The sequence below is a fragment of the Solirhodobacter sp. genome (assembly GCF_964715405.1).
Map to the genome: position 1 here is coordinate 20,511 of NZ_CBAICG010000021.1, position 16,494 is coordinate 37,004.

Genomic DNA, 16,494 nt, shown 5'->3' on the forward strand with positions numbered 1-16,494 from the left:
GATGGTTTCCGGCAGAAACCGGCGCGGCGCGGGTGGACAAGCCACCGCCGCCGCGCGACGATCCGGGCCATGAAACCGCGCAGCCCCCGCCTTGCCGTCCGCGCGCTGATCCTTGACGGGGATCGGCTGTTGCTGGTCAACGCCTACCCCGGCGGCACCTCCGATCTGTGGTGCGCGCCCGGCGGCGGCGTCCATGCCGGCACCGCGCTGCCCGAAAACCTCGCCCGCGAGGTGATGGAGGAATGCGGCATCGCCATCGCGATCGGCGCGCCCTGTCTGGTGAATGAATTCCACGACCCCGAAACCGGCTTTCATCAAGTCGATGTCTACTTCCGCTGCCGCGCCCTTGGCCCCCTGCCCGAGGACTGGAGCGACCCCGAGGGCGTGGTGACCCAGCGCCGCTTCGTCACCCGCGCCGAACTGGCCGCGCTGCGCTTCAAGCCCGACAGCCTGCCCGAGGCGGCGTGGCCCGACCTTGCCGCCGAAGGCATCCTTTACGACCCGCTGGAGGTGATCGTGCGATGAGCCGCGCCTTTGTGAAAGAGGGCACCGGCGATCTGGACCCGCTGCCCGACCTGCCGCGAAGCCCGCATCCGAACTATGTGACCCCCTCCGGTCTCGCTGATCTGCGCGCGCGGCTCGCCGAGGCGCAGGCCCGGCTGACCGCGCTGCGCGCCCGCCCCGAGCGGCTCGACAAGCTGCCCGAGGCGGCGGCCGAGCGCGACATCCGCTATCTGGAGGCGCGGCTGCGCGGCGCGATCCTGGTCACACCCCCCGAAGCGCCGGCCGAGGTCGCCTTCGCCACCGCCGTCACCGTGGCTGACGAGGACGGTGCCGAAACGGTCTGGCGCATCGTGGGCGAAGACCAAGCCGATGCCACGAAGGGCTGGATCGCGCCGCAATCCCCGCTCGCCCGCGCGCTGATCGGCGCACGGCTGGGCGATACCGTCACCTGGCGCCGCCCCTCGGGCGCGGTAGAACTGGAAATCCTCGCCATAGCCCCTTCGCCATGACCGTGACCATCCGCCCGCTCGACCCCGTGACCGATGCCGCCCGTGTCGATGCCTTCTGGCATGACGCCGCCGATTACATCCGGCTGGAGCGGGACGAAGACCCCCATCCCGGCCTCACCATGGAGTTCTTCACCGATACCCCGCCCGGCTGCGCGCCGGGGTTGAAGTTCGGCCTGTTCGACGGCGCCCGCCTTTGCGGGATCGCCGACCTGGCCTTCGGCTCCCCCGGCCCCGCCGACGCCTATCTTGGCCTGATGATGCTGGCCGCCCACACCCGCGGCCGCGGCTTGGGCACCCGCTTCCTGCGCGCCCTCGAAGCCGAGGCCCGCGCCCGCCGCGCCGCCGCGCTTTACCTCGCCGTGCTCGACGCCAACCCGCGCGGCCGCGCCTTCTGGGAACGCGAGGGCTTCACGCTGCACGAGGCCGACCGCAGCGTCACGTTGGGGCCGAAGACCCAGACCGCCTGCCGGATGGTCAAGCCGCTGGACTGAGCGGCCCGCCCGCAGGTCAGCGTGACCGAACGGGGCGCAACGACATGCCCACCCCGCCCAGCACCAGCAGCGCCGCAGCCGCAAAGCGCCACGATGGCGGCTCGCCGATCACCAGCATTCCGCCCGCCATCGCGATCACCGGCACTGTCAGTTGCGCCACCGCCGCCACCGTCGCGGCGATCCGGGGCAACACCGCATACCACAGCGAATAGCCCAGGCCCGAGGTCACCACCCCCGATAGCACCGCCAGCCCGACGCCCTGCGCGGTGATCCCGTGCATCGCGGGCGAGAACGTCAGCACCAGCAGCGCCAGCGGCGCCGCGAGCAGGAAATTGGCCGCCGTTGTCGCCTGCGGATCAACCGCACCGCGCCCGCACAGCGAATAGACGCCCCAGCCCGCGCCCGCCGCCGCCATCAGTGCGGCGCCGCCGGGCGCAGGCGCGCCCTGCCCACCCGGCCACAACAGCCAGACCAGACCCGAGAAGGCGACCAGGGTTCCGATCCAGCGCCGCGCCGGAACCTGCTCGTGCCGCAGCAAAGCCCCGGTAAACATCGTGATCTGCACCGCGCCGAACAGCAACAGCGCGCCCACTCCGGCGGTGAGGGTGAGATAGGCGAAGGAAAACCCGATCATGTAAAGCGCCAGCGCCGCGACGGCGAGCCCGCGTCGCGGCCCGGTCAGCGGCAGCGACGCCCCCCGCATCCGTGCCAGCGTCACCAGCATCACCGCGCCCGACCCAAGACGCACCGCCGCGAAGGCGGCCGGTCCGATCGCCCCACCCGACAGCGCAAGCCGGTTGAGCACCGAGTTGGCCGCGAAGGCGATCATCGTCAGGGCAACCAGTCCGAACAGACGCATCCGATCCCCCGGTCGTCCAATGCGGCGGGACAGTCGCCACCGCAAGCTCGCGGCGGCGTGATCGTCCCACACTTCCGGCCCCACCGGAAACGGAAAAAGGGGCCCCGTTTCCGGAGCCCCTTCGCTATCGTTCCGGATGGAACGGATGACTTACATCATCCCGTCCATGCCGCCCATGCCGCCCATGCCGCCGCCGCCGCCGGCGCTTTCCTTGGCCGGACGATCGGCGATCATGCACTCGGTGGTGATCAGCAGACCGGCGATCGAGGCCGCATCCTCAAGCGCAGTGCGCACGACCTTGGCCGGGTCGATGACGCCGAACTTGAACATGTCGCCATATTCCTCGGTCTGGGCGTTGAAGCCGAACTTCGGATCGCTCGACTCGCGCACCTTGCCGGCCACGACCGAACCATCGACGCCCGCGTTCTGGGCGATCTGGCGCAGCGGCGCTTCAAGCGCCTTGCGCACGATGATGATGCCCGCGTCCTGGTCCGAGTTCAGGCCTTTCAGCCCGTCAAGCGCCTTGCCGGCCTGGATCAGGGCCACACCGCCGCCAACGACGATGCCTTCCTGAACCGCAGCGCGGGTCGCGTTCAGCGCGTCATCGACGCGGTCCTTGCGCTCTTTCACTTCGATCTCGGTCATGCCGCCGACGCGGATCACGGCAACACCGCCAGCCAGCTTGGCCACGCGCTCTTGCAGCTTTTCCTTGTCGTAGTCCGAGGTGGTGTCCTCGATCTGACCGCGGATCTGGGCCACGCGGGCCTGAATCTCGGCCTTGTCGCCCGCACCGTCGATGATCGTGGTGTTGTCCTTGTTGATCGTGATCTTCTTGGCACGGCCGAGCATGTCGATGCCGACATTCTCCAGCTTCATGCCCAGATCGTCCGAGATCACCTGACCGCCGGTCAGCACCGCGATGTCCTGCAGCATGGCCTTGCGACGATCACCGAAGCCCGGCGCCTTGACGGCGGCGATCTTCAGGCCGCCACGCAGCTTGTTGACCACGAGGGTCGCCAGCGCTTCGCCTTCGACGTCTTCCGAGATGATCAGCAGCGGCTTTTGCGACTGGATCACGGCTTCCAGCAGCGGCACCATCGGCTGCAGCGACGAGAGTTTCTTCTCGTGCAGCAGGATCAGCACATCTTCCAGCTCGACGATCATCTTGTCGGCGTTGGTGACGAAGTAGGGCGACAGGTAGCCGCGGTCGAACTGCATCCCCTCGACCACTTCGGTCTCGGTTTCCAGGCCTTTGTTTTCTTCGACGGTGATGACACCCTCGTTGCCGACCTTCTGCATCGCGTCGGCGATCTGACGGCCGATTTCGGCCTCGCCGTTGGCGGCAATCGAGCCGATCTGGGCGACTTCGGCGCTGTCGGTGACCGGGCGCGAGGCTTTCTTGATCGCTGCGACGACGGCCGCGGTGGCCATGTCGATGCCGCGCTTGAGGTCCATCGGGTTCATGCCGGCCGCGACCGACTTCATGCCCTCTTTGACGATGGCTTGCGCCAGAACGGTGGCGGTGGTGGTGCCGTCGCCCGCTTCGTCATTGGTGCGGGAAGCGACTTCCTTCACCATCTGCGCGCCCATGTTCTCGAAGCGGTCCGACAGTTCCACTTCTTTCGCGACCGTCACACCGTCCTTGGTGATGCGGGGCGCGCCGAACGATTTCTCGATCACGACGTTGCGGCCTTTCGGGCCGAGAGTCACCTTCACCGCATCGGCGAGGATGTTGACGCCACGCAGCATGCGCTCGCGGGCATCGGAATCGAACTTGACGTCCTTGGCAGCCATATTGGTTTGCTCCTGGTAGTCTTGGATTGCAGGGAAAGGTCAGCGCGGGGGCTCAGGCGAGGATGCCGAGCCCCGAGCCGTCAGGCGATGATCCCGAGGATATCGCTTTCCTTCATGATCAGCAGTTCTTTGCCGTCGACGGTGACTTCGGTGCCCGACCACTTGCCGAACAGCACCTTGTCGCCAGCCTTCACGGCCGGGGCGATCAGCTCGCCCGAGTCCTTGCGCGCGCCTTCGCCAACGGCGATGATCTCGCCTTCAGCGGGTTTTTCTTTCGCGGTATCCGGGATGATCAGACCACCCTTGGTCTTCTCTTCGCCTTCCAGGCGACGGACGAGCACGCGATCGTGCAGCGGTATGAAAGCCATCTGTGAACTCCCTCAGGGTTCCGGTTGAAACGGGATTAGCACTCACCGGTGGCGAGTGCCAACGACAGTCATCTAGGCAGCGCCGCGCGACCTGTCAACCGGGTGGCGCGGCGAATTGCGCAGGTTCCGGCGCTTGGCTCTGGCCCGCCGTGCGCCGCCGTGCAAGGCTTCGGCACATCCAGAGGGAACCCATGCTCAGGCTCGCCGTCGCCCTGCTCTGGCTCGCGCTTGCGGGCGCCGCCGCCGCCGCCGCGCCGTCCTGCGGCGGGCGCGACCTCTTGGCCGCGATGACCCCGGCCGCCCGCGCGGCGCTGATCGGCACCGCGCCCTATCCCGAGGGCAACTTCTGGCGCGCCACGCGCGGCGCCACCACCATCGTCGTGGCGGGCACCTATCACCTGAACGACCCGCGATTCGGCCCCGTCACGGCGCAGCTTCAGCCCTATCTCGATCAGGCCGACACGCTGCTGCTCGAAGCCGGCCCGGATGAGGAAAAGCAGCTCAAGGACGATGTCGCCGCCCACCCCGAGCGCATCGTGAACGCCACCGGCCCCACCCTGCCCGAGGCGCTGTCGGCCTCGGAATGGGCGGCGCTGTCGGATGCGCTGCGGCTGCGCGGGATGCCGCCCTTTGTCGCGTCGAAGTTTCAGCCCTGGTATGTCGCGATGCTGCTTGACCTGCCGCCCTGTCCGCTGGCCGCCTCGGCTGCCGACGGGCTCGACGCGCGGCTGACCGTGATGGCGCAGGCCCGGCACATCCCGATCGTGGCGCTGGAGCCCTGGGACACCACCTTCCACCTGTTCACCGGGATGGGGTTCGACACCCAACTGGGCATGTTGCGCATGTCACTGGCGGGCGAGGCCAGCGCCGCCGACCTGAACACCACGCTGACCAACGCCTATTTCGCGGGCCAGCACCGGCTGATCTGGGAATTCGGCCGCCAGAACGCGCTGTCCGCACCGGGCGCCAACCCCGCCGCCTTCGACCAGTTGGAACGCACCCTGCTGACCGACCGCACGCAATCCTGGATGCCCGGCCTGCTGGCCGTCGCCGATGGCCACAGCGTCGTCGTCGCCGTCGGCGCCGCCCATCTTGGCGGGTCGGACGGGTTGCTGAACCTGCTGCACCTCGCCGGGTTTGCCCTGCACCGACTGCCATTCTAGGCGCCGCGGCGGCGTGACAAGCCCAGGCGCCGCGCGCCCGTGACAAGCCACGCCGCACCGCCTATAAGACCGGCGAATTCCTCCACGCGAACGGATCCCGACCCATGATCAAGGTTTTTGGCCACAAATCCCCCGACACCGATTCCACCGGCTCGCCCATCATCTGGGCCTGGTATCTGACCGAGGTGAAGGGCACCCCCGCCACGCCCGTGCTGCTGGGCGAACCCAACACCGAGGCGCTGTTCGTGCTCAAGCACTGGGCCCTCGACAAGCCCGCGATCATCGCGAACGTCGCCGCGGGCGAGCCTTGCGTGATCGTCGACACCAACAACCCCGCCGAACTGCCCGCCGCGATCAACGACGCCAACGTGATCGAGATCATCGACCACCACATGCTGGTCGGCGGCCTCAAGACCCGCACCCCGATCACCATCACCATGCGCCCGCTGGCCTGCACCGCCACCATCCTGCACGACCTGATCGGTGCCGACCTTGGCCGCGCCCCGCGCGGGGTGCTGGGCGCGATGCTGTCGTGCATCCTGTCCGACACGCTGGAATTCCGCTCGCCCACCACCACCCCGCATGACCGCCACGTCGCCGAAAAGCTGGCCAAGACGCTGGGCGTGGAAATCCCCGACCTGGCGGCGGCGATGTTCGAGGCGAAATCCGATGTGTCGGACTTCTCCGATGCCGCACTTCTGCGGATGGACAGCAAGGAATATTCGGTTGCCGGCAAGGAACTGCGCGTCTCGGTGCTGGAAACCACCGCGCCGAAGGTGATCCTGGATCGCAAGGCCAGCCTGATGGCCGCGATGCCCGCCGTTGCGAAAGAGGACGGCGCCGATCAGGTGCTGCTGTTCGTGATCGACATCCTGCGCGAAGAGGCGACGCTGCTGGTGCCGAACGATCTGGTCCGGCAACTGGCCGAGGCGAGCTTTGGCTGCACCGTCACCGGCGACACCGTGGTGCTGCCCGGCGTGATGAGCCGCAAGAAGCAGATCATCCCCGCGCTGAAGCTGTAACCCTGCCGGGGCGCCCGATCGGCGCCCCGTTTCCGCATCGGTCGAACGTCGGTGCAACGTCGGTGTGTTTTCGGTGCTGTTTCGGTAACGCCAAAAAGGGCCCCAAATGACCCGTCTGATCGCCTCGCTGGCCGAGATGTCGCACAGCTACGACGCCATCCTCTGCGACCTCTGGGGCTGCCTGCACAATGGCCACGCGCCCTTCCCCGAGGCCGTCGCGGCCCTGCAAGCGTTCCGCAAGGGCGGTGGCCGGGTCGTGCTGCTGACCAACGCGCCGCGCCCGAACATCAGCGTTATCAGGCACCTGGACCGGATGGGCGTGCCGCATGACGCCTATGATCTGGTCGTCTCGTCCGGCGATGCCACGCAAGAGGCGATGGTGGCCGGTCTGGTCGGCCGCAAGATCTTCCACATCGGCGCCCCGAAGGATGAGAGTTTCTTTACCGAAATGACCGAGAATCCCGGACGGCTCGCCACCATCACCCGCGTGCCGCTCGATCAGGCCACCGGCGTCGTCTGCACGGGCCTCGGTGACGATCTGACCGAAACGCCCGCCGATTATCGGGCGGTGCTGCTGTCCGCGCGGGTGAAGGGATTGACGATGCTCTGTGCCAACCCCGACATCATTGTCGATTATGGTGACAAGCGGTTGTGGTGCGCCGGTGCGCTGGCCCAGGATTATGAGGCGGCAGGGGGCACCGTGCTTTACTTCGGCAAGCCGCATTCGCCTGCCTATGCGCTCGCCCGCCGCCGCCTTGCCGCCCTTGGCTGCAACGCCGCCGACGACCGTCTGCTGGCGATCGGCGACGGCATCGACACCGACATCCGCGGCGGCGTCGCGGAAGGGATCGACACGCTGTTCGTGACCGGCGGCATCGCGGCCACCGAGTTCGGTCCCGACCCCGAGACCCCGGATACCGCCCGCCTCGACGCCTGGCTGACCGCGAAACAGCTTAGCCCGACGGCGGCCATTCCCCGGCTGCGCTGACGGCAAAGCAGGATTATTACGGCTGCGGCAAAGTATCCGCAACATTCTTGCGCAACGATCTTGTGCAAAGGCGCGTCCCCGGTTATGCTGCACTGCAACATGACCGATGGAATCGCCCCGATGTTCGACACCCCCACCGACAACCTGCCGCGCGGCACGATCTGCATCGAAGACCTTGAAATCGGCATGATGCGGCATCTGCAAAAGCAGGTAACCGATCGCGACATCTCGCTTTTCGCCGAAATCTCGACGGACCGGAACCCCGTCCACCTTGATGACGATTACGCCCGCGACACCATCTTCGAGGGCCGCATCGCGCACGGAATGCTGACCGCCGGCCTGATCTCGGCGGTGATCGGCGAGCAACTGCCCGGCCACGGCTCGGTCTACCTTGGCCAAAGCCTCAAGTTCATGGCCCCCGTCCGCCCCGGCGATACCGTGCGGGCCGAGGTGACGGTGCTGACCATCGACCACGGCCGCCGCCGGGTCACCCTTGATTGTCGCTGCCTTGTGGGCGATACGGTCGTGCTGAAGGGCGAGGCGCTGGTGTTGGCGCCCAGCCGGAAATTCGACTGACGGCGGGCCCCCGCGCGGACAGCCTGCCCGGGGGGACGATGCGCGTTCTGACCAGATGGACCGGCCTTGACGGCGCCGAGCGTGGCGCCTCGGTCGCGATGGGCAACTTCGACGGTGTGCACCGCGGCCATCAGGCCGTGATCGACCTTGCCCGCGACCGCGCCCACCGGATCGGCGCGCCGCTTGGCATCGTCACGTTCGAGCCGCACCCGCGCCAGTTCTTCGCCCCCGAGACCCCGCCGTTCCGCCTGATGAACGCCGAAGCACGCGCCCACCGGCTGCAAAAGCTTGGCGTGGAAAGGCTTTACCAGATCGGATTTGACGCCGATCTGGCCGCGATGACGCCCCGCGCCTTCGCGCAGGATGTACTGGCCCGCGGCCTTGGCGTCGCCCATGTCGTCATCGGCGCCGATTTCTGCTTCGGCAAGGGCCGCGCCGGTTCCGCCCCCGACCTTGCCGCCTTCGGGGCCGACCTGGGCTTTGGCGTCACCGTCGCCGACCTCATCGCCGACGCGGGCGCCGAAATCTCGTCCACCGCGATCCGCGCGGCCTTGACCGGTGGCCGCCCGCGCGATGCCGCCCGGATGCTGGGCCACTGGCACCGCATCGAGGGGCCCGTGCTTCACGGCGAAAAGCGTGGCCGCGATCTGGGCTATCCCACGGCGAACATGGATATTTCCGGGCTGCATCCGCCCCGCTTCGGGGTCTACGCGGTCAAGGTTGACGTGCTGACGGGCCCTTACGTCGGCACCTATGATGGCGCCGCCAGCCTTGGCGTGCGGCCGATGTTCGGCGCGAACACGCCCAACCTCGAAACCTTCCTGTTCGACTTCGCGGGCGACCTTTACGGCGCCGACCTCTCGGTCGCGCTGGTCGACTTCCTGCGCCCGGAACTGACGTTCACCGGCCTGCCCGACCTGATCGCGCAGATGGAGGATGACTGCACCCGCGCCCGCGAGATCCTCGCCGCGGTCTGACCCCTTTCCTTTCCCAAGGCCCTCGGCCAGAGTCGCGCGCATGAAAGACCCGAAATCCCGCGACCCGCTGCGCCCGAAGTTCTGGGAGCGCCCGCTGACCAGCCTCAACCCGCGCGAGTGGGAGGCGCTGTGCGACGGCTGCGGCAAGTGCTGCCTGAACAAGCTGGAAGACGAGGAGACCGGCGAGATCGCCTTCACCCGCGTCGCCTGCCGCCTGCTGGACGGCGAAAGCTGCCGCTGCGCGCAGTACGAGATTCGCAAGCAATTCGTGCCCGAATGCGTGGTGCTGACCCCGAAGACCATCGCCAAGGTCGCCTACTGGCTGCCCGTCACCTGCGCCTACAAGCTGCTGCACGAGGGCAAGCCGCTATTCGACTGGCACCCGCTGATCTCGGGCGACCCCGAAAGCGTGCACGCGGCGGGCATGTCGGTGCGCGGCTGGACGGTGCCCGAATTCGAGGTGCCGGAAGAAGACTGGGAAGACTATATCGTCGAGGGGGAAATCTGATGTTCTTTGTCTCCGACAACGCGGCCCCCGTGCCGCCCGAGGTGCTGGCCGCCCTTGCCCGCGCCAACGAGGGCTACGCGATGCCCTATGGCAATGATGCGATCATGGCCGGGGTCCGCGCCCGCATCCGCGAGATCTTCGCGGCACCCGAGGCGGCGGTTTACCTCGTCGCCACCGGCACCACCGCCAATTCGCTGGCGCTGGCACTTTACTGCCCGCCCTGGGCGACCGTCTTCTGCCACCGCGCCGCCCATATCGCCGAGGACGAATGCGGCGCGCCCGAGTTCTACACGGCGGGCGCCAAGCTGACGCTGGTCGATGGCGCCGACGGCAAGATCACGCCCGAGGGGCTGGCGGCCTGCATCGCGGGCACCGCCCTAGGTGGTGTGCACAACGTGCAGCGCGGCATGGTCAGCCTGACCAACATCACCGAAAGGGGCACCGCCTACACCCCCGCCGAGGTGGCGGCACTGACCGCGGTGGCGAAGTCCTTTGGCCTGCCCTGCCACATGGACGGCGCGCGCTTTGCCAATGCGCTGGTCGCCACCGGCGCGACGGCGGCCGAGATGACGTGGCAGGCGGGCATCGACGTGCTGTCGTTCGGCGGCACCAAGAACGGGCTGATGGGGGTCGAGGCGGTGGTGATCTTCGACCCCGCCAAGGCGTGGGAGTTCGAGTTGCGCCGCAAGCGGGCGGGGCACCTCTTTTCCAAGCACCGCTACCTGTCGGCGCAGATGCAGGCCTATCTGGAGGGCGACCTCTGGCTGCGCCTTGCCGACCGGGCCAACAGCGCGGGCCAGCACCTGGCCGAAGGCCTTGCGGCGACGCCGGGCTGTGTGCTGGTGCATCCCCCGGCGGCGAACCTGATGTTCGCCACCCTGCCCCGCGCCGCGCACCGACGCGCGCGGGCCGAGGGTGCCGCCTATTACATCATGTCGCCCGACAGCAGCATGGACGGCCCCGACGACACGCCGCAACTGGCGCGCTTCGTGACAAGCTGGTGCACGACCGAGGCCGACGTGGATCGCTTTCTCGCCCTCATCCGCGGCTGAGAAAGCCGCCCACCGCCGCCGCCACCTGCGCGACATGCGTCACCGGCAGCATGTGCATGGCATCCGGCACCGTGACCCGTTCCGCCATCGGCAGCCGCCGCGCCAGCGCATCCGCGATGGCGGCCACGATCGCGGGCGAGGCGCCGCCGTCGAGGATCAGCACCGGCACCCGCAGCGCCTCCAGCCGACCGGGGGCCAGCAGCCCGCCTGTATCGCCGATCAGGCCCGGCGAGGCGGCCTCGATCAGCCCGATCCGGTCGGTGATGTAATCGCGCTGGCGTTGCGGCAACGCCTCCCACGGCGCCCCGGTGCCCCAGAGCGCGGTGAACAGACGCGCGGCCGCGATCGGCGCGCCCGCCCCCCGTGCGGCATCGACGGGGCCAAGGTCGGCGAGATGCTGCGCGATGGCCCGCGGGCCGGCGGCGGCGAACAGCGTCGGCTCGATCAGCACGAGGCGGCGCACCCGGTCGGGGTGGTTCAGCGCCAGCCGAAGTGCGACGACCGCGCCGAAGGAATGGCCGATCACGTCCACCGTGCCGGGCGGCAGCGCCGCCAGCGCCATCCGTTCAGCCTCGGCCATGATGTCGGTGCCGGGCACCCAGTCGGGCGCGGTGCCGTGGCCGGGCAGGTCGATCGCCGTCAGCGTCAGCAGGTCGGCCAGCGCCGCGCCCAGGCCCGCCCATTCCCCGGCATGCGCCAGCGAGCAGTGCAGCGCCAGCGCCGGGCGGGCGCCGTGGCCGTAGTGCCGCAGGCTCACAGCTTGCCCGACAGGTGCAGGTCGAGATCGTCGAGCCGGTCCTGGCCCCAGAACCGCTCATCCCCGTCGGTGATGTAGAACGGCGCGCCAAAGGCACCCCGGTTCACCGCCTCTTCAAGGTTGCGCACATAGGTCTCGGCGCCCAGCAGCAGCCCGCTGTCGGCCAGCTTCGGGTTGAACCCGGCATGGGCCAGCACATCGCGGATCACCTCGTCGTCGGCGATGTCACGCTCTTCGGCCCAGCAGGCGCGGGTGAAACCATGCACCAGCGCGCCCAGATCGCCGCTGCCGCCCGCCTGAACGGCAGCCTGCGCCGCGATGATGGCATAGGACGAGGGCGCCGAGTTCACCGGAAAGAACGCCGGGGCGAGGTTGATCGGCATCCCCGCCTTGGCTGCCTGCCGCCGCAGTTCCTGAAGGCGGTATTCCTTGCGGCTGTCGTGACGGTCCTTCAGCGCCTGCCCGCCGGTGCGCAGGAACAGCGCCAGAATATCCACCGGCTTGTAGGCGATGCTGGCGCCATGTCGCGTGGCGATCTCCTCAAGCCGCGTCCCGGCAAGGTAGGTATAGGGCGACACGGTCGAGAAAAAGTAATCGATATGGGCCATTCGTGCTGATCCTCCCGTGCTGCGGTTTGCAAGACCGTAGCCGGGTGGTAAGCGGTGTCAACGATCCGAATCCCTCATCTGATCCCGTCCAAGGACCAAGACATGGCCGCCATGAGCGAACCGAAGCTGATTTCCGGCAACGCCAACCGCCCGTTGGCGCAGGCCATCGCGCGGCGAATGTCGATGCACCGGGGCATGTCGGTCGGGCTGGTCGAGGCGCGGGTGGAACGCTTCAACGATCAGGAGATTTTCGTCGAGGTGTTCGAGAACGTCCGCGGCGAGGATATGTTCATCATCCAGTCGACCTCGAACCCGGCCAACGACAACCTGATGGAGCTTCTGATCATGACCGACGCGCTACGCCGGTCTTCGGCGGCGCGCATCACCGCCGTGATCCCCTACTTCGGTTACGCAAGGCAGGACCGCCGCACCAAGGCGCGCACTCCGATCAGCGCCAAGCTGGTGGCGAACCTGATCACCCAGGCGGGGATCGAACGGGTGCTGACGCTGGATCTGCACGCCGCGCAGATTCAGGGCTTCTTCGACATTCCGGTGGACAACCTCTATGCCGCCCCGGTGTTCGCGCTGGATATCGAACATCACTTCAAGGGTCAGTTGCAGGGCGTCACCGTGGTCTCGCCCGACGTCGGCGGCGTGGCACGCGCCCGCGATCTGGCGCAGCGCATCGGCTGCAACCTCGCCATCGTCGACAAGCGCCGGGTGAAGCCGGGCGAGGTGGCGGAAATGACGGTGATCGGCGACGTGACCGGCCAGACCTGCATCATCGTCGACGACATGGTCGACACCGGCGGCACGCTGGTGAAGGCGGCCGACGTGCTGCTGGAAAGCGGCGCGAAAGAGGTTCACGCCTACATCACCCACGGCGTCCTGTCGGGCCCGGCGGTGGACCGGGTCAGCGTCTCCAATCTGAAAAGCCTTGTCATCACCGATTCGATCGAGCCGACCGAAGCGGTGAAGAAAGCCGCCAACATCCGCATCGTGCCGACCGCCCCGATGTTCGCGCAGGCGATCCTGAACATCTGGAACGGCACCTCGGTGTCGTCGCTGTTCGAGGTGGATACGCTGGTGCCGATCTACGAAGGCATGTATTCGCGGCCCTGAAGCGGCGTCAGTAAAGCTGCCAGTCGTCCTCGTCCGGCAGCTCGCCAAAAGCGGTCCAGTCGGCGCGGATGCGCGCCACGCGGGTGTCGCCCCAGGTCCGGAACACGATCCGGAAGCCTGCGGGCGTGATGTCCTCGGCCTTGATGTCGGCGCGCTGGTTGGTCTTCTGGTCCAGATCCCACATCGAGATGCCGACCAGCACCGCAGGTTCGCTGCGGAAGGGCTGGGCAAAGTGCACCGGCAGGCGGCATTCGCGCGGCCCGGTGCCCGACCACATCACCCCGCCATCGGCAAAATCCGAGAACAGGAGCAGCGAGCCCTGGTCGATTCCGATATTCTGGCCGCGCAGACGGATCATGCCTTCCCCTTCAATGCTCCAGCCTGGACCACAATACCGGCAAAAGTGGGGTATCAACATGGAAAAGGCCCCGGACTCCGGGGCCAGTCCACACGCGCGTCAGCACCGATCAGACCGCCACGGTTCCACGCAGCATCTCGATGTCGTGGACAAGCTTCAGCGCCGCGTCGCGGTCCTCGGGCAGGGCCGTGGCCGCAAGGCTGCGCGCCTCGTCCAGCATGGAGTCGATGATCGTGCCGGTGGCTTCCTCGATCGGAACCGCCCGCTCGGCCAGAACGGCGACGCCATCCGCCGTGATCTCGGCGAACCCGCCCGAGACCACGAAGGATTTGAGCCCGTCCGTCCCGGTCGCGCGCAGCACGCCCGGACGCAGCGAGGTGATCAGCGGCGCATGGCCCTCCATCGCCGTCAGGTCGCCGTCGGCGCCCGGAATCTGCACCTCGGTGGCCGCAAAGGAAGCCAGCTTCCGTTCCGGTGTGACAAGGTCGAACTGCATCGTGTTGGCCATGTTAGCCTCCTCAGGCCGCAGCCGCGGCCAGGCGCTCGGCTTTCGCGATCACTTCCTCGATCCCGCCAACCATGTAGAACGCGGCTTCCGGCAGATGGTCGTATTCACCGGCCACCACCGCCTTGAACGACTTGATGGTTTCTTCCAGCGGAACCTGCTTGCCGTCGGCGCCGGTGAAGATTTTCGCCACGTCGAACGGCTGGCTCAGGAACCGCTGAATCTTCCGGGCGCGGGCCACGGTCAGCTTGTCCTCTTCCGACAACTCGTCCATCCCGAGGATGGCGATGATGTCCTGCAACGACTTGTAGCGTTGCAGGATGCTCTGCACCGACCGCGCCACGTCATAGTGCTCCTGCCCCACCACCAGCGGGTCCATCAGGCGCGAGGTCGAGTCGAGTGGGTCCACGGCCGGGTAGATGCCCAGTTCCGAGATCGCGCGGCTGAGGTTGGTGGTGGCGTCAAGGTGCGCGAACGAGGTCGCGGGCGCCGGGTCGGTCAGGTCGTCAGCCGGCACATAGATCGCCTGCACCGAGGTGATCGACCCCGCCTTGGTCGAGGTGATGCGTTCCTGCAGCGCGCCCATGTCGGTCGCCAGCGTCGGCTGGTAGCCCACGGCGGAGGGGATGCGGCCCAACAGCGCCGACACTTCCGAACCGGCCTGGGTGAAGCGGAAGATGTTGTCGACGAAGAACAGCACGTCGGTGCCCGACTGGTCGCGGAACTGCTCGGCCAGCGTCAGGCCCGACAGCGCGACGCGCATCCGCGCTCCCGGCGGTTCGTTCATCTGGCCGTAGACAAGGGCCACTTTCGACTCGGTCAGGTTATCGACCTTGATGACCCCCGATTCCATCATCTCGTGGTAAAGGTCGTTGCCTTCCCGCGTCCGCTCGCCCACCCCGGCAAACACCGAGTAGCCCGAGTGCACCTTGGCGATGTTGTTGATCAGTTCCATGATCAGAACCGTCTTGCCCACCCCGGCGCCGCCGAACAGGCCGATCTTGCCGCCCTTGGAATAGGGCGCCAGCAGGTCGATCACCTTGATCCCGGTGACGAGGATTTCCGAGCTTGTCGATTGTTCCGCGAAGGTCGGCGCCGGACGGTGGATCGAGCGGTATTCGGTCGCGTTGACCGGACCCTTTTCGTCCACCGGCTCGCCGATGACGTTCAGGATGCGCCCCAGCGTCGCATCGCCGACGGGCACCATGATCGGGCTGCCGGTATCGGTCACCGGCTCGCCGCGCACCAGACCCTCGGTCGCGTCCATGGCGATGGCGCGCACGGTGTTTTCGCCAAGGTGCTGCGCCACTTCGAGCACCAGACGCTTGCCGTTGTTCAGGGTTTCGAGGGCGTTCAGAATCGCGGGAAGCTCGTCCCCGAACTGAACGTCCACAACGGCGCCGATCACCTGGGTGATCTTACCGACGGCTTTCTCTTGTGCCATGTCGTTATCTCCGGTTCGTCAGAGCGCCTCGGCGCCCGAAATGATTTCGATAAGCTCTTTGGTGATCGCGGCTTGGCGCGAGCGGTTGTAGACGATCGTCAGACGGTCGATCATGTCCCCCGCGTTCCGCGTCGCGTTGTCCATCGCGCTCATCCGCGCGCCCTGTTCCGAGGCGCCGTTTTCCAGCAGCGCGGTGAAAAGCTGCGTCGCCACGCCGCGCGGCAACAGGTCGGCAAGGATGCCCTCTTCCGACGGCTCGTAGTCGTAGAGGCTCGACGCCTTCGCTTCGCCCTCGAACTTGGCCGGGATGATCTGCTGCGCGGTCGGAATCTGGCTGATCACCGACTGGAAGCGGTTGAAGAAGATCGTCGCCACGTCGAACTCGCCGCCGTCGAACCGCGACAGGATGTCCTTGGCGATGCCCTGCGCGTTGACGTAGCCCACTCGCTTGACGTCGGCCATGTCGACATGGCCGATCATGTACTGGCCATAGTCGCGGCGCAGTTGTTCGCGCCCCTTCTTGCCGACGGTGAGGATCTTCACCGTCTTGCCGCGGCTGAGCAGCGACATCGCATGGGCGCGCGCCAGCCGCACGATGGTCGAGTTGAAGCCGCCGCAAAGGCCCCGCTCCGACGTCATGACGACCAGCAGATGCACCTTGTCGGCGCCGGTGCCCGCCAGCAGACGCGGCGCGCTGGCCGAACTGCCGACCGACGCCGCCAGCCCCGCCATCACCGCGATCATCCGCTCGGCATAGGGCCGGGCGGCAACGGCGGCATCCTGTGCGCGGCGCAGTTTCGCCGCGGCGACCATCTGCATCGCCTTGGTGATCTTCCGCGTGTTCTTCACGCTTCCGATCCGGTTCTTCAAGTCCTTGAGGCTCGGCATC

At 67.5% G+C, this 16,494-nt stretch carries 20 protein-coding genes; 11 read left to right on the forward strand and 9 right to left on the reverse strand.

Features of this window, described 5'->3' with window-relative positions; genetic code table 11:
• The first annotated feature begins 69 nt into the window (after window positions 1-69).
• The 3 genes from AC11WY_RS10995 to AC11WY_RS11005 are packed head-to-tail and all read left to right on the forward strand — an operon-like array spanning window position 70 to window position 1,504.
• Complete coding sequence (locus tag AC11WY_RS10995) at window positions 70-525, forward strand: NUDIX domain-containing protein (RefSeq protein ID WP_482925339.1); 456 nt, start codon at window positions 70-72, stop codon at window positions 523-525.
• Window positions 522-1,013 carry a GreA/GreB family elongation factor gene (locus tag AC11WY_RS11000; protein ID WP_482925341.1) on the forward strand — a complete coding sequence of 164 codons (492 nt, stop codon included), beginning with the start codon at window positions 522-524 and terminating at the stop codon, window positions 1,011-1,013. Before AC11WY_RS10995 ends, AC11WY_RS11000 begins: the two co-directional genes overlap by 4 nt.
• Window positions 1,010-1,504: a GNAT family N-acetyltransferase gene (locus AC11WY_RS11005; RefSeq protein ID WP_482925343.1), complete on the forward strand. Its 495-nt coding sequence runs from the start codon at window positions 1,010-1,012 to the stop codon at window positions 1,502-1,504. Before AC11WY_RS11000 ends, AC11WY_RS11005 begins: the two co-directional genes overlap by 4 nt.
• A gap of 16 nt (window positions 1,505-1,520) precedes the next feature.
• Here the strand turns inward: AC11WY_RS11005 and AC11WY_RS11010 are convergent, their stop codons facing one another.
• The 3 genes from AC11WY_RS11010 to AC11WY_RS11020 all read right to left on the reverse strand — a co-directional run bounded on the left by AC11WY_RS11010 (window position 1,521) and on the right by AC11WY_RS11020 (window position 4,525).
• The gene (locus AC11WY_RS11010; protein ID WP_482925345.1) at window positions 1,521-2,363 is read right to left on the reverse strand and encodes a DMT family transporter; all 843 of its coding nucleotides are present in this window, start codon (window positions 2,361-2,363) and stop codon (window positions 1,521-1,523) included.
• 150 nt (window positions 2,364-2,513) lie between these two features.
• Window positions 2,514-4,157: a chaperonin GroEL gene (gene groL / locus AC11WY_RS11015; protein WP_482925347.1), complete on the reverse strand. Its 1,644-nt coding sequence runs from the start codon at window positions 4,155-4,157 to the stop codon at window positions 2,514-2,516.
• Window positions 4,158-4,237: 80 nt separating this feature from the next.
• Complete coding sequence (locus AC11WY_RS11020; RefSeq protein ID WP_482925349.1) at window positions 4,238-4,525, reverse strand: co-chaperone GroES; 288 nt, start codon at window positions 4,523-4,525, stop codon at window positions 4,238-4,240.
• 191 nt (window positions 4,526-4,716) lie between these two features.
• On the opposite strand from AC11WY_RS11020, the gene AC11WY_RS11025 reads away from it, so the two are divergent.
• From AC11WY_RS11025 to AC11WY_RS11055, 7 genes are all read left to right on the forward strand, one after another.
• Window positions 4,717-5,688, forward strand: a complete 972-nt coding sequence (locus AC11WY_RS11025; protein WP_482925351.1) for a TraB/GumN family protein — start codon at window positions 4,717-4,719, stop codon at window positions 5,686-5,688.
• A 104-nt stretch (window positions 5,689-5,792) separates the two neighbouring features.
• Window positions 5,793-6,710 carry a manganese-dependent inorganic pyrophosphatase gene (locus tag AC11WY_RS11030; protein ID WP_482925353.1) on the forward strand — a complete coding sequence of 306 codons (918 nt, stop codon included), beginning with the start codon at window positions 5,793-5,795 and terminating at the stop codon, window positions 6,708-6,710.
• 106 nt (window positions 6,711-6,816) lie between these two features.
• Entirely contained in the window at window positions 6,817-7,698 is an 882-nt protein-coding gene (locus AC11WY_RS11035) for a TIGR01459 family HAD-type hydrolase (protein WP_482925355.1), read from the forward strand.
• Between the two features lie 99 nt (window positions 7,699-7,797).
• Window positions 7,798-8,274, forward strand: coding sequence for a MaoC family dehydratase (locus AC11WY_RS11040; RefSeq protein ID WP_482925357.1), 477 nt, complete (start codon window positions 7,798-7,800; stop codon window positions 8,272-8,274).
• Window positions 8,275-8,312: 38 nt separating this feature from the next.
• Window positions 8,313-9,251: a bifunctional riboflavin kinase/FAD synthetase gene (locus tag AC11WY_RS11045; protein WP_482925359.1), complete on the forward strand. Its 939-nt coding sequence runs from the start codon at window positions 8,313-8,315 to the stop codon at window positions 9,249-9,251.
• A gap of 40 nt (window positions 9,252-9,291) precedes the next feature.
• Window positions 9,292-9,759, forward strand: coding sequence for a YcgN family cysteine cluster protein (locus AC11WY_RS11050; protein ID WP_482925361.1), 468 nt, complete (start codon window positions 9,292-9,294; stop codon window positions 9,757-9,759).
• The gene (locus AC11WY_RS11055; protein WP_482925363.1) at window positions 9,759-10,811 is read left to right on the forward strand and encodes a threonine aldolase family protein; all 1,053 of its coding nucleotides are present in this window, start codon (window positions 9,759-9,761) and stop codon (window positions 10,809-10,811) included. The genes AC11WY_RS11050 and AC11WY_RS11055 overlap by 1 nt, the downstream gene beginning before the upstream one ends.
• On the opposite strand, the gene AC11WY_RS11060 is transcribed toward AC11WY_RS11055, so the two are convergent.
• Both AC11WY_RS11060 and AC11WY_RS11065 read right to left on the reverse strand, forming a co-directional pair.
• Window positions 10,798-11,568, reverse strand: a complete 771-nt coding sequence (locus AC11WY_RS11060) for an alpha/beta fold hydrolase (protein ID WP_482925365.1) — start codon at window positions 11,566-11,568, stop codon at window positions 10,798-10,800. The two genes, AC11WY_RS11055 and AC11WY_RS11060, sit on opposite strands and share 14 nt — an antisense overlap.
• Window positions 11,565-12,176, reverse strand: coding sequence for a DsbA family protein (locus AC11WY_RS11065; RefSeq protein ID WP_482925367.1), 612 nt, complete (start codon window positions 12,174-12,176; stop codon window positions 11,565-11,567). The genes AC11WY_RS11060 and AC11WY_RS11065 overlap by 4 nt, the downstream gene beginning before the upstream one ends.
• A 102-nt stretch (window positions 12,177-12,278) precedes the next feature.
• Between AC11WY_RS11065 and AC11WY_RS11070 the strand changes: the two genes are divergently transcribed.
• Window positions 12,279-13,298 carry a ribose-phosphate pyrophosphokinase gene (locus AC11WY_RS11070; RefSeq protein WP_482925369.1) on the forward strand — a complete coding sequence of 340 codons (1,020 nt, stop codon included), beginning with the start codon at window positions 12,279-12,281 and terminating at the stop codon, window positions 13,296-13,298.
• A 7-nt stretch (window positions 13,299-13,305) separates the two neighbouring features.
• On the opposite strand, the gene AC11WY_RS11075 is transcribed toward AC11WY_RS11070, so the two are convergent.
• From AC11WY_RS11075 to AC11WY_RS11090, 4 genes are all read right to left on the reverse strand, one after another.
• Window positions 13,306-13,656 (reverse strand): H-type lectin domain-containing protein, encoded by a 351-nt coding sequence (locus AC11WY_RS11075; protein ID WP_482925371.1) that lies wholly within the window; start codon window positions 13,654-13,656, stop codon window positions 13,306-13,308.
• A gap of 109 nt (window positions 13,657-13,765) precedes the next feature.
• The gene (locus AC11WY_RS11080) at window positions 13,766-14,164 is read right to left on the reverse strand and encodes a F0F1 ATP synthase subunit epsilon (protein ID WP_482925373.1); all 399 of its coding nucleotides are present in this window, start codon (window positions 14,162-14,164) and stop codon (window positions 13,766-13,768) included.
• Window positions 14,165-14,174: 10 nt separating this feature from the next.
• Entirely contained in the window at window positions 14,175-15,605 is a 1,431-nt protein-coding gene (gene atpD / locus AC11WY_RS11085) for a F0F1 ATP synthase subunit beta (RefSeq protein WP_482925375.1), read from the reverse strand.
• An 18-nt stretch (window positions 15,606-15,623) separates the two neighbouring features.
• Window positions 15,624-16,493 carry a F0F1 ATP synthase subunit gamma gene (locus AC11WY_RS11090; protein ID WP_482925377.1) on the reverse strand — a complete coding sequence of 290 codons (870 nt, stop codon included), beginning with the start codon at window positions 16,491-16,493 and terminating at the stop codon, window positions 15,624-15,626.
• Window position 16,494 lies beyond the last annotated feature (1 nt).

What these genes read in the sequence shown, in the direction of transcription:
- AC11WY_RS10995 (WP_482925339.1), top strand. Translation starts at nt 70, where the DNA reads ATGAAACCGCGCAGCCCCCGCCTTGCCGTCCGCGCGCTGATCCTTGAC.
- AC11WY_RS11000 (WP_482925341.1), top strand. Translation starts at nt 522, where the DNA reads ATGAGCCGCGCCTTTGTGAAAGAGGGCACCGGCGATCTGGACCCGCTG.
- AC11WY_RS11005 (WP_482925343.1), top strand. Translation starts at nt 1,010, where the DNA reads ATGACCGTGACCATCCGCCCGCTCGACCCCGTGACCGATGCCGCCCGT.
- AC11WY_RS11010 (WP_482925345.1), bottom strand. Translation starts at nt 2,363, where the DNA reads ATGCGTCTGTTCGGACTGGTTGCCCTGACGATGATCGCCTTCGCGGCC.
- groL (WP_482925347.1), bottom strand. Translation starts at nt 4,157, where the DNA reads ATGGCTGCCAAGGACGTCAAGTTCGATTCCGATGCCCGCGAGCGCATG.
- AC11WY_RS11020 (WP_482925349.1), bottom strand. Translation starts at nt 4,525, where the DNA reads ATGGCTTTCATACCGCTGCACGATCGCGTGCTCGTCCGTCGCCTGGAA.
- AC11WY_RS11025 (WP_482925351.1), top strand. Translation starts at nt 4,717, where the DNA reads ATGCTCAGGCTCGCCGTCGCCCTGCTCTGGCTCGCGCTTGCGGGCGCC.
- AC11WY_RS11030 (WP_482925353.1), top strand. Translation starts at nt 5,793, where the DNA reads ATGATCAAGGTTTTTGGCCACAAATCCCCCGACACCGATTCCACCGGC.
- AC11WY_RS11035 (WP_482925355.1), top strand. Translation starts at nt 6,817, where the DNA reads ATGACCCGTCTGATCGCCTCGCTGGCCGAGATGTCGCACAGCTACGAC.
- AC11WY_RS11040 (WP_482925357.1), top strand. Translation starts at nt 7,798, where the DNA reads ATGACCGATGGAATCGCCCCGATGTTCGACACCCCCACCGACAACCTG.
- AC11WY_RS11045 (WP_482925359.1), top strand. Translation starts at nt 8,313, where the DNA reads ATGCGCGTTCTGACCAGATGGACCGGCCTTGACGGCGCCGAGCGTGGC.
- AC11WY_RS11050 (WP_482925361.1), top strand. Translation starts at nt 9,292, where the DNA reads ATGAAAGACCCGAAATCCCGCGACCCGCTGCGCCCGAAGTTCTGGGAG.
- AC11WY_RS11055 (WP_482925363.1), top strand. Translation starts at nt 9,759, where the DNA reads ATGTTCTTTGTCTCCGACAACGCGGCCCCCGTGCCGCCCGAGGTGCTG.
- AC11WY_RS11065 (WP_482925367.1), bottom strand. Translation starts at nt 12,176, where the DNA reads ATGGCCCATATCGATTACTTTTTCTCGACCGTGTCGCCCTATACCTAC.
- AC11WY_RS11070 (WP_482925369.1), top strand. Translation starts at nt 12,279, where the DNA reads ATGGCCGCCATGAGCGAACCGAAGCTGATTTCCGGCAACGCCAACCGC.
- AC11WY_RS11075 (WP_482925371.1), bottom strand. Translation starts at nt 13,656, where the DNA reads ATGATCCGTCTGCGCGGCCAGAATATCGGAATCGACCAGGGCTCGCTG.
- AC11WY_RS11080 (WP_482925373.1), bottom strand. Translation starts at nt 14,164, where the DNA reads ATGGCCAACACGATGCAGTTCGACCTTGTCACACCGGAACGGAAGCTG.
- atpD (WP_482925375.1), bottom strand. Translation starts at nt 15,605, where the DNA reads ATGGCACAAGAGAAAGCCGTCGGTAAGATCACCCAGGTGATCGGCGCC.
- AC11WY_RS11090 (WP_482925377.1), bottom strand. Translation starts at nt 16,493, where the DNA reads ATGCCGAGCCTCAAGGACTTGAAGAACCGGATCGGAAGCGTGAAGAAC.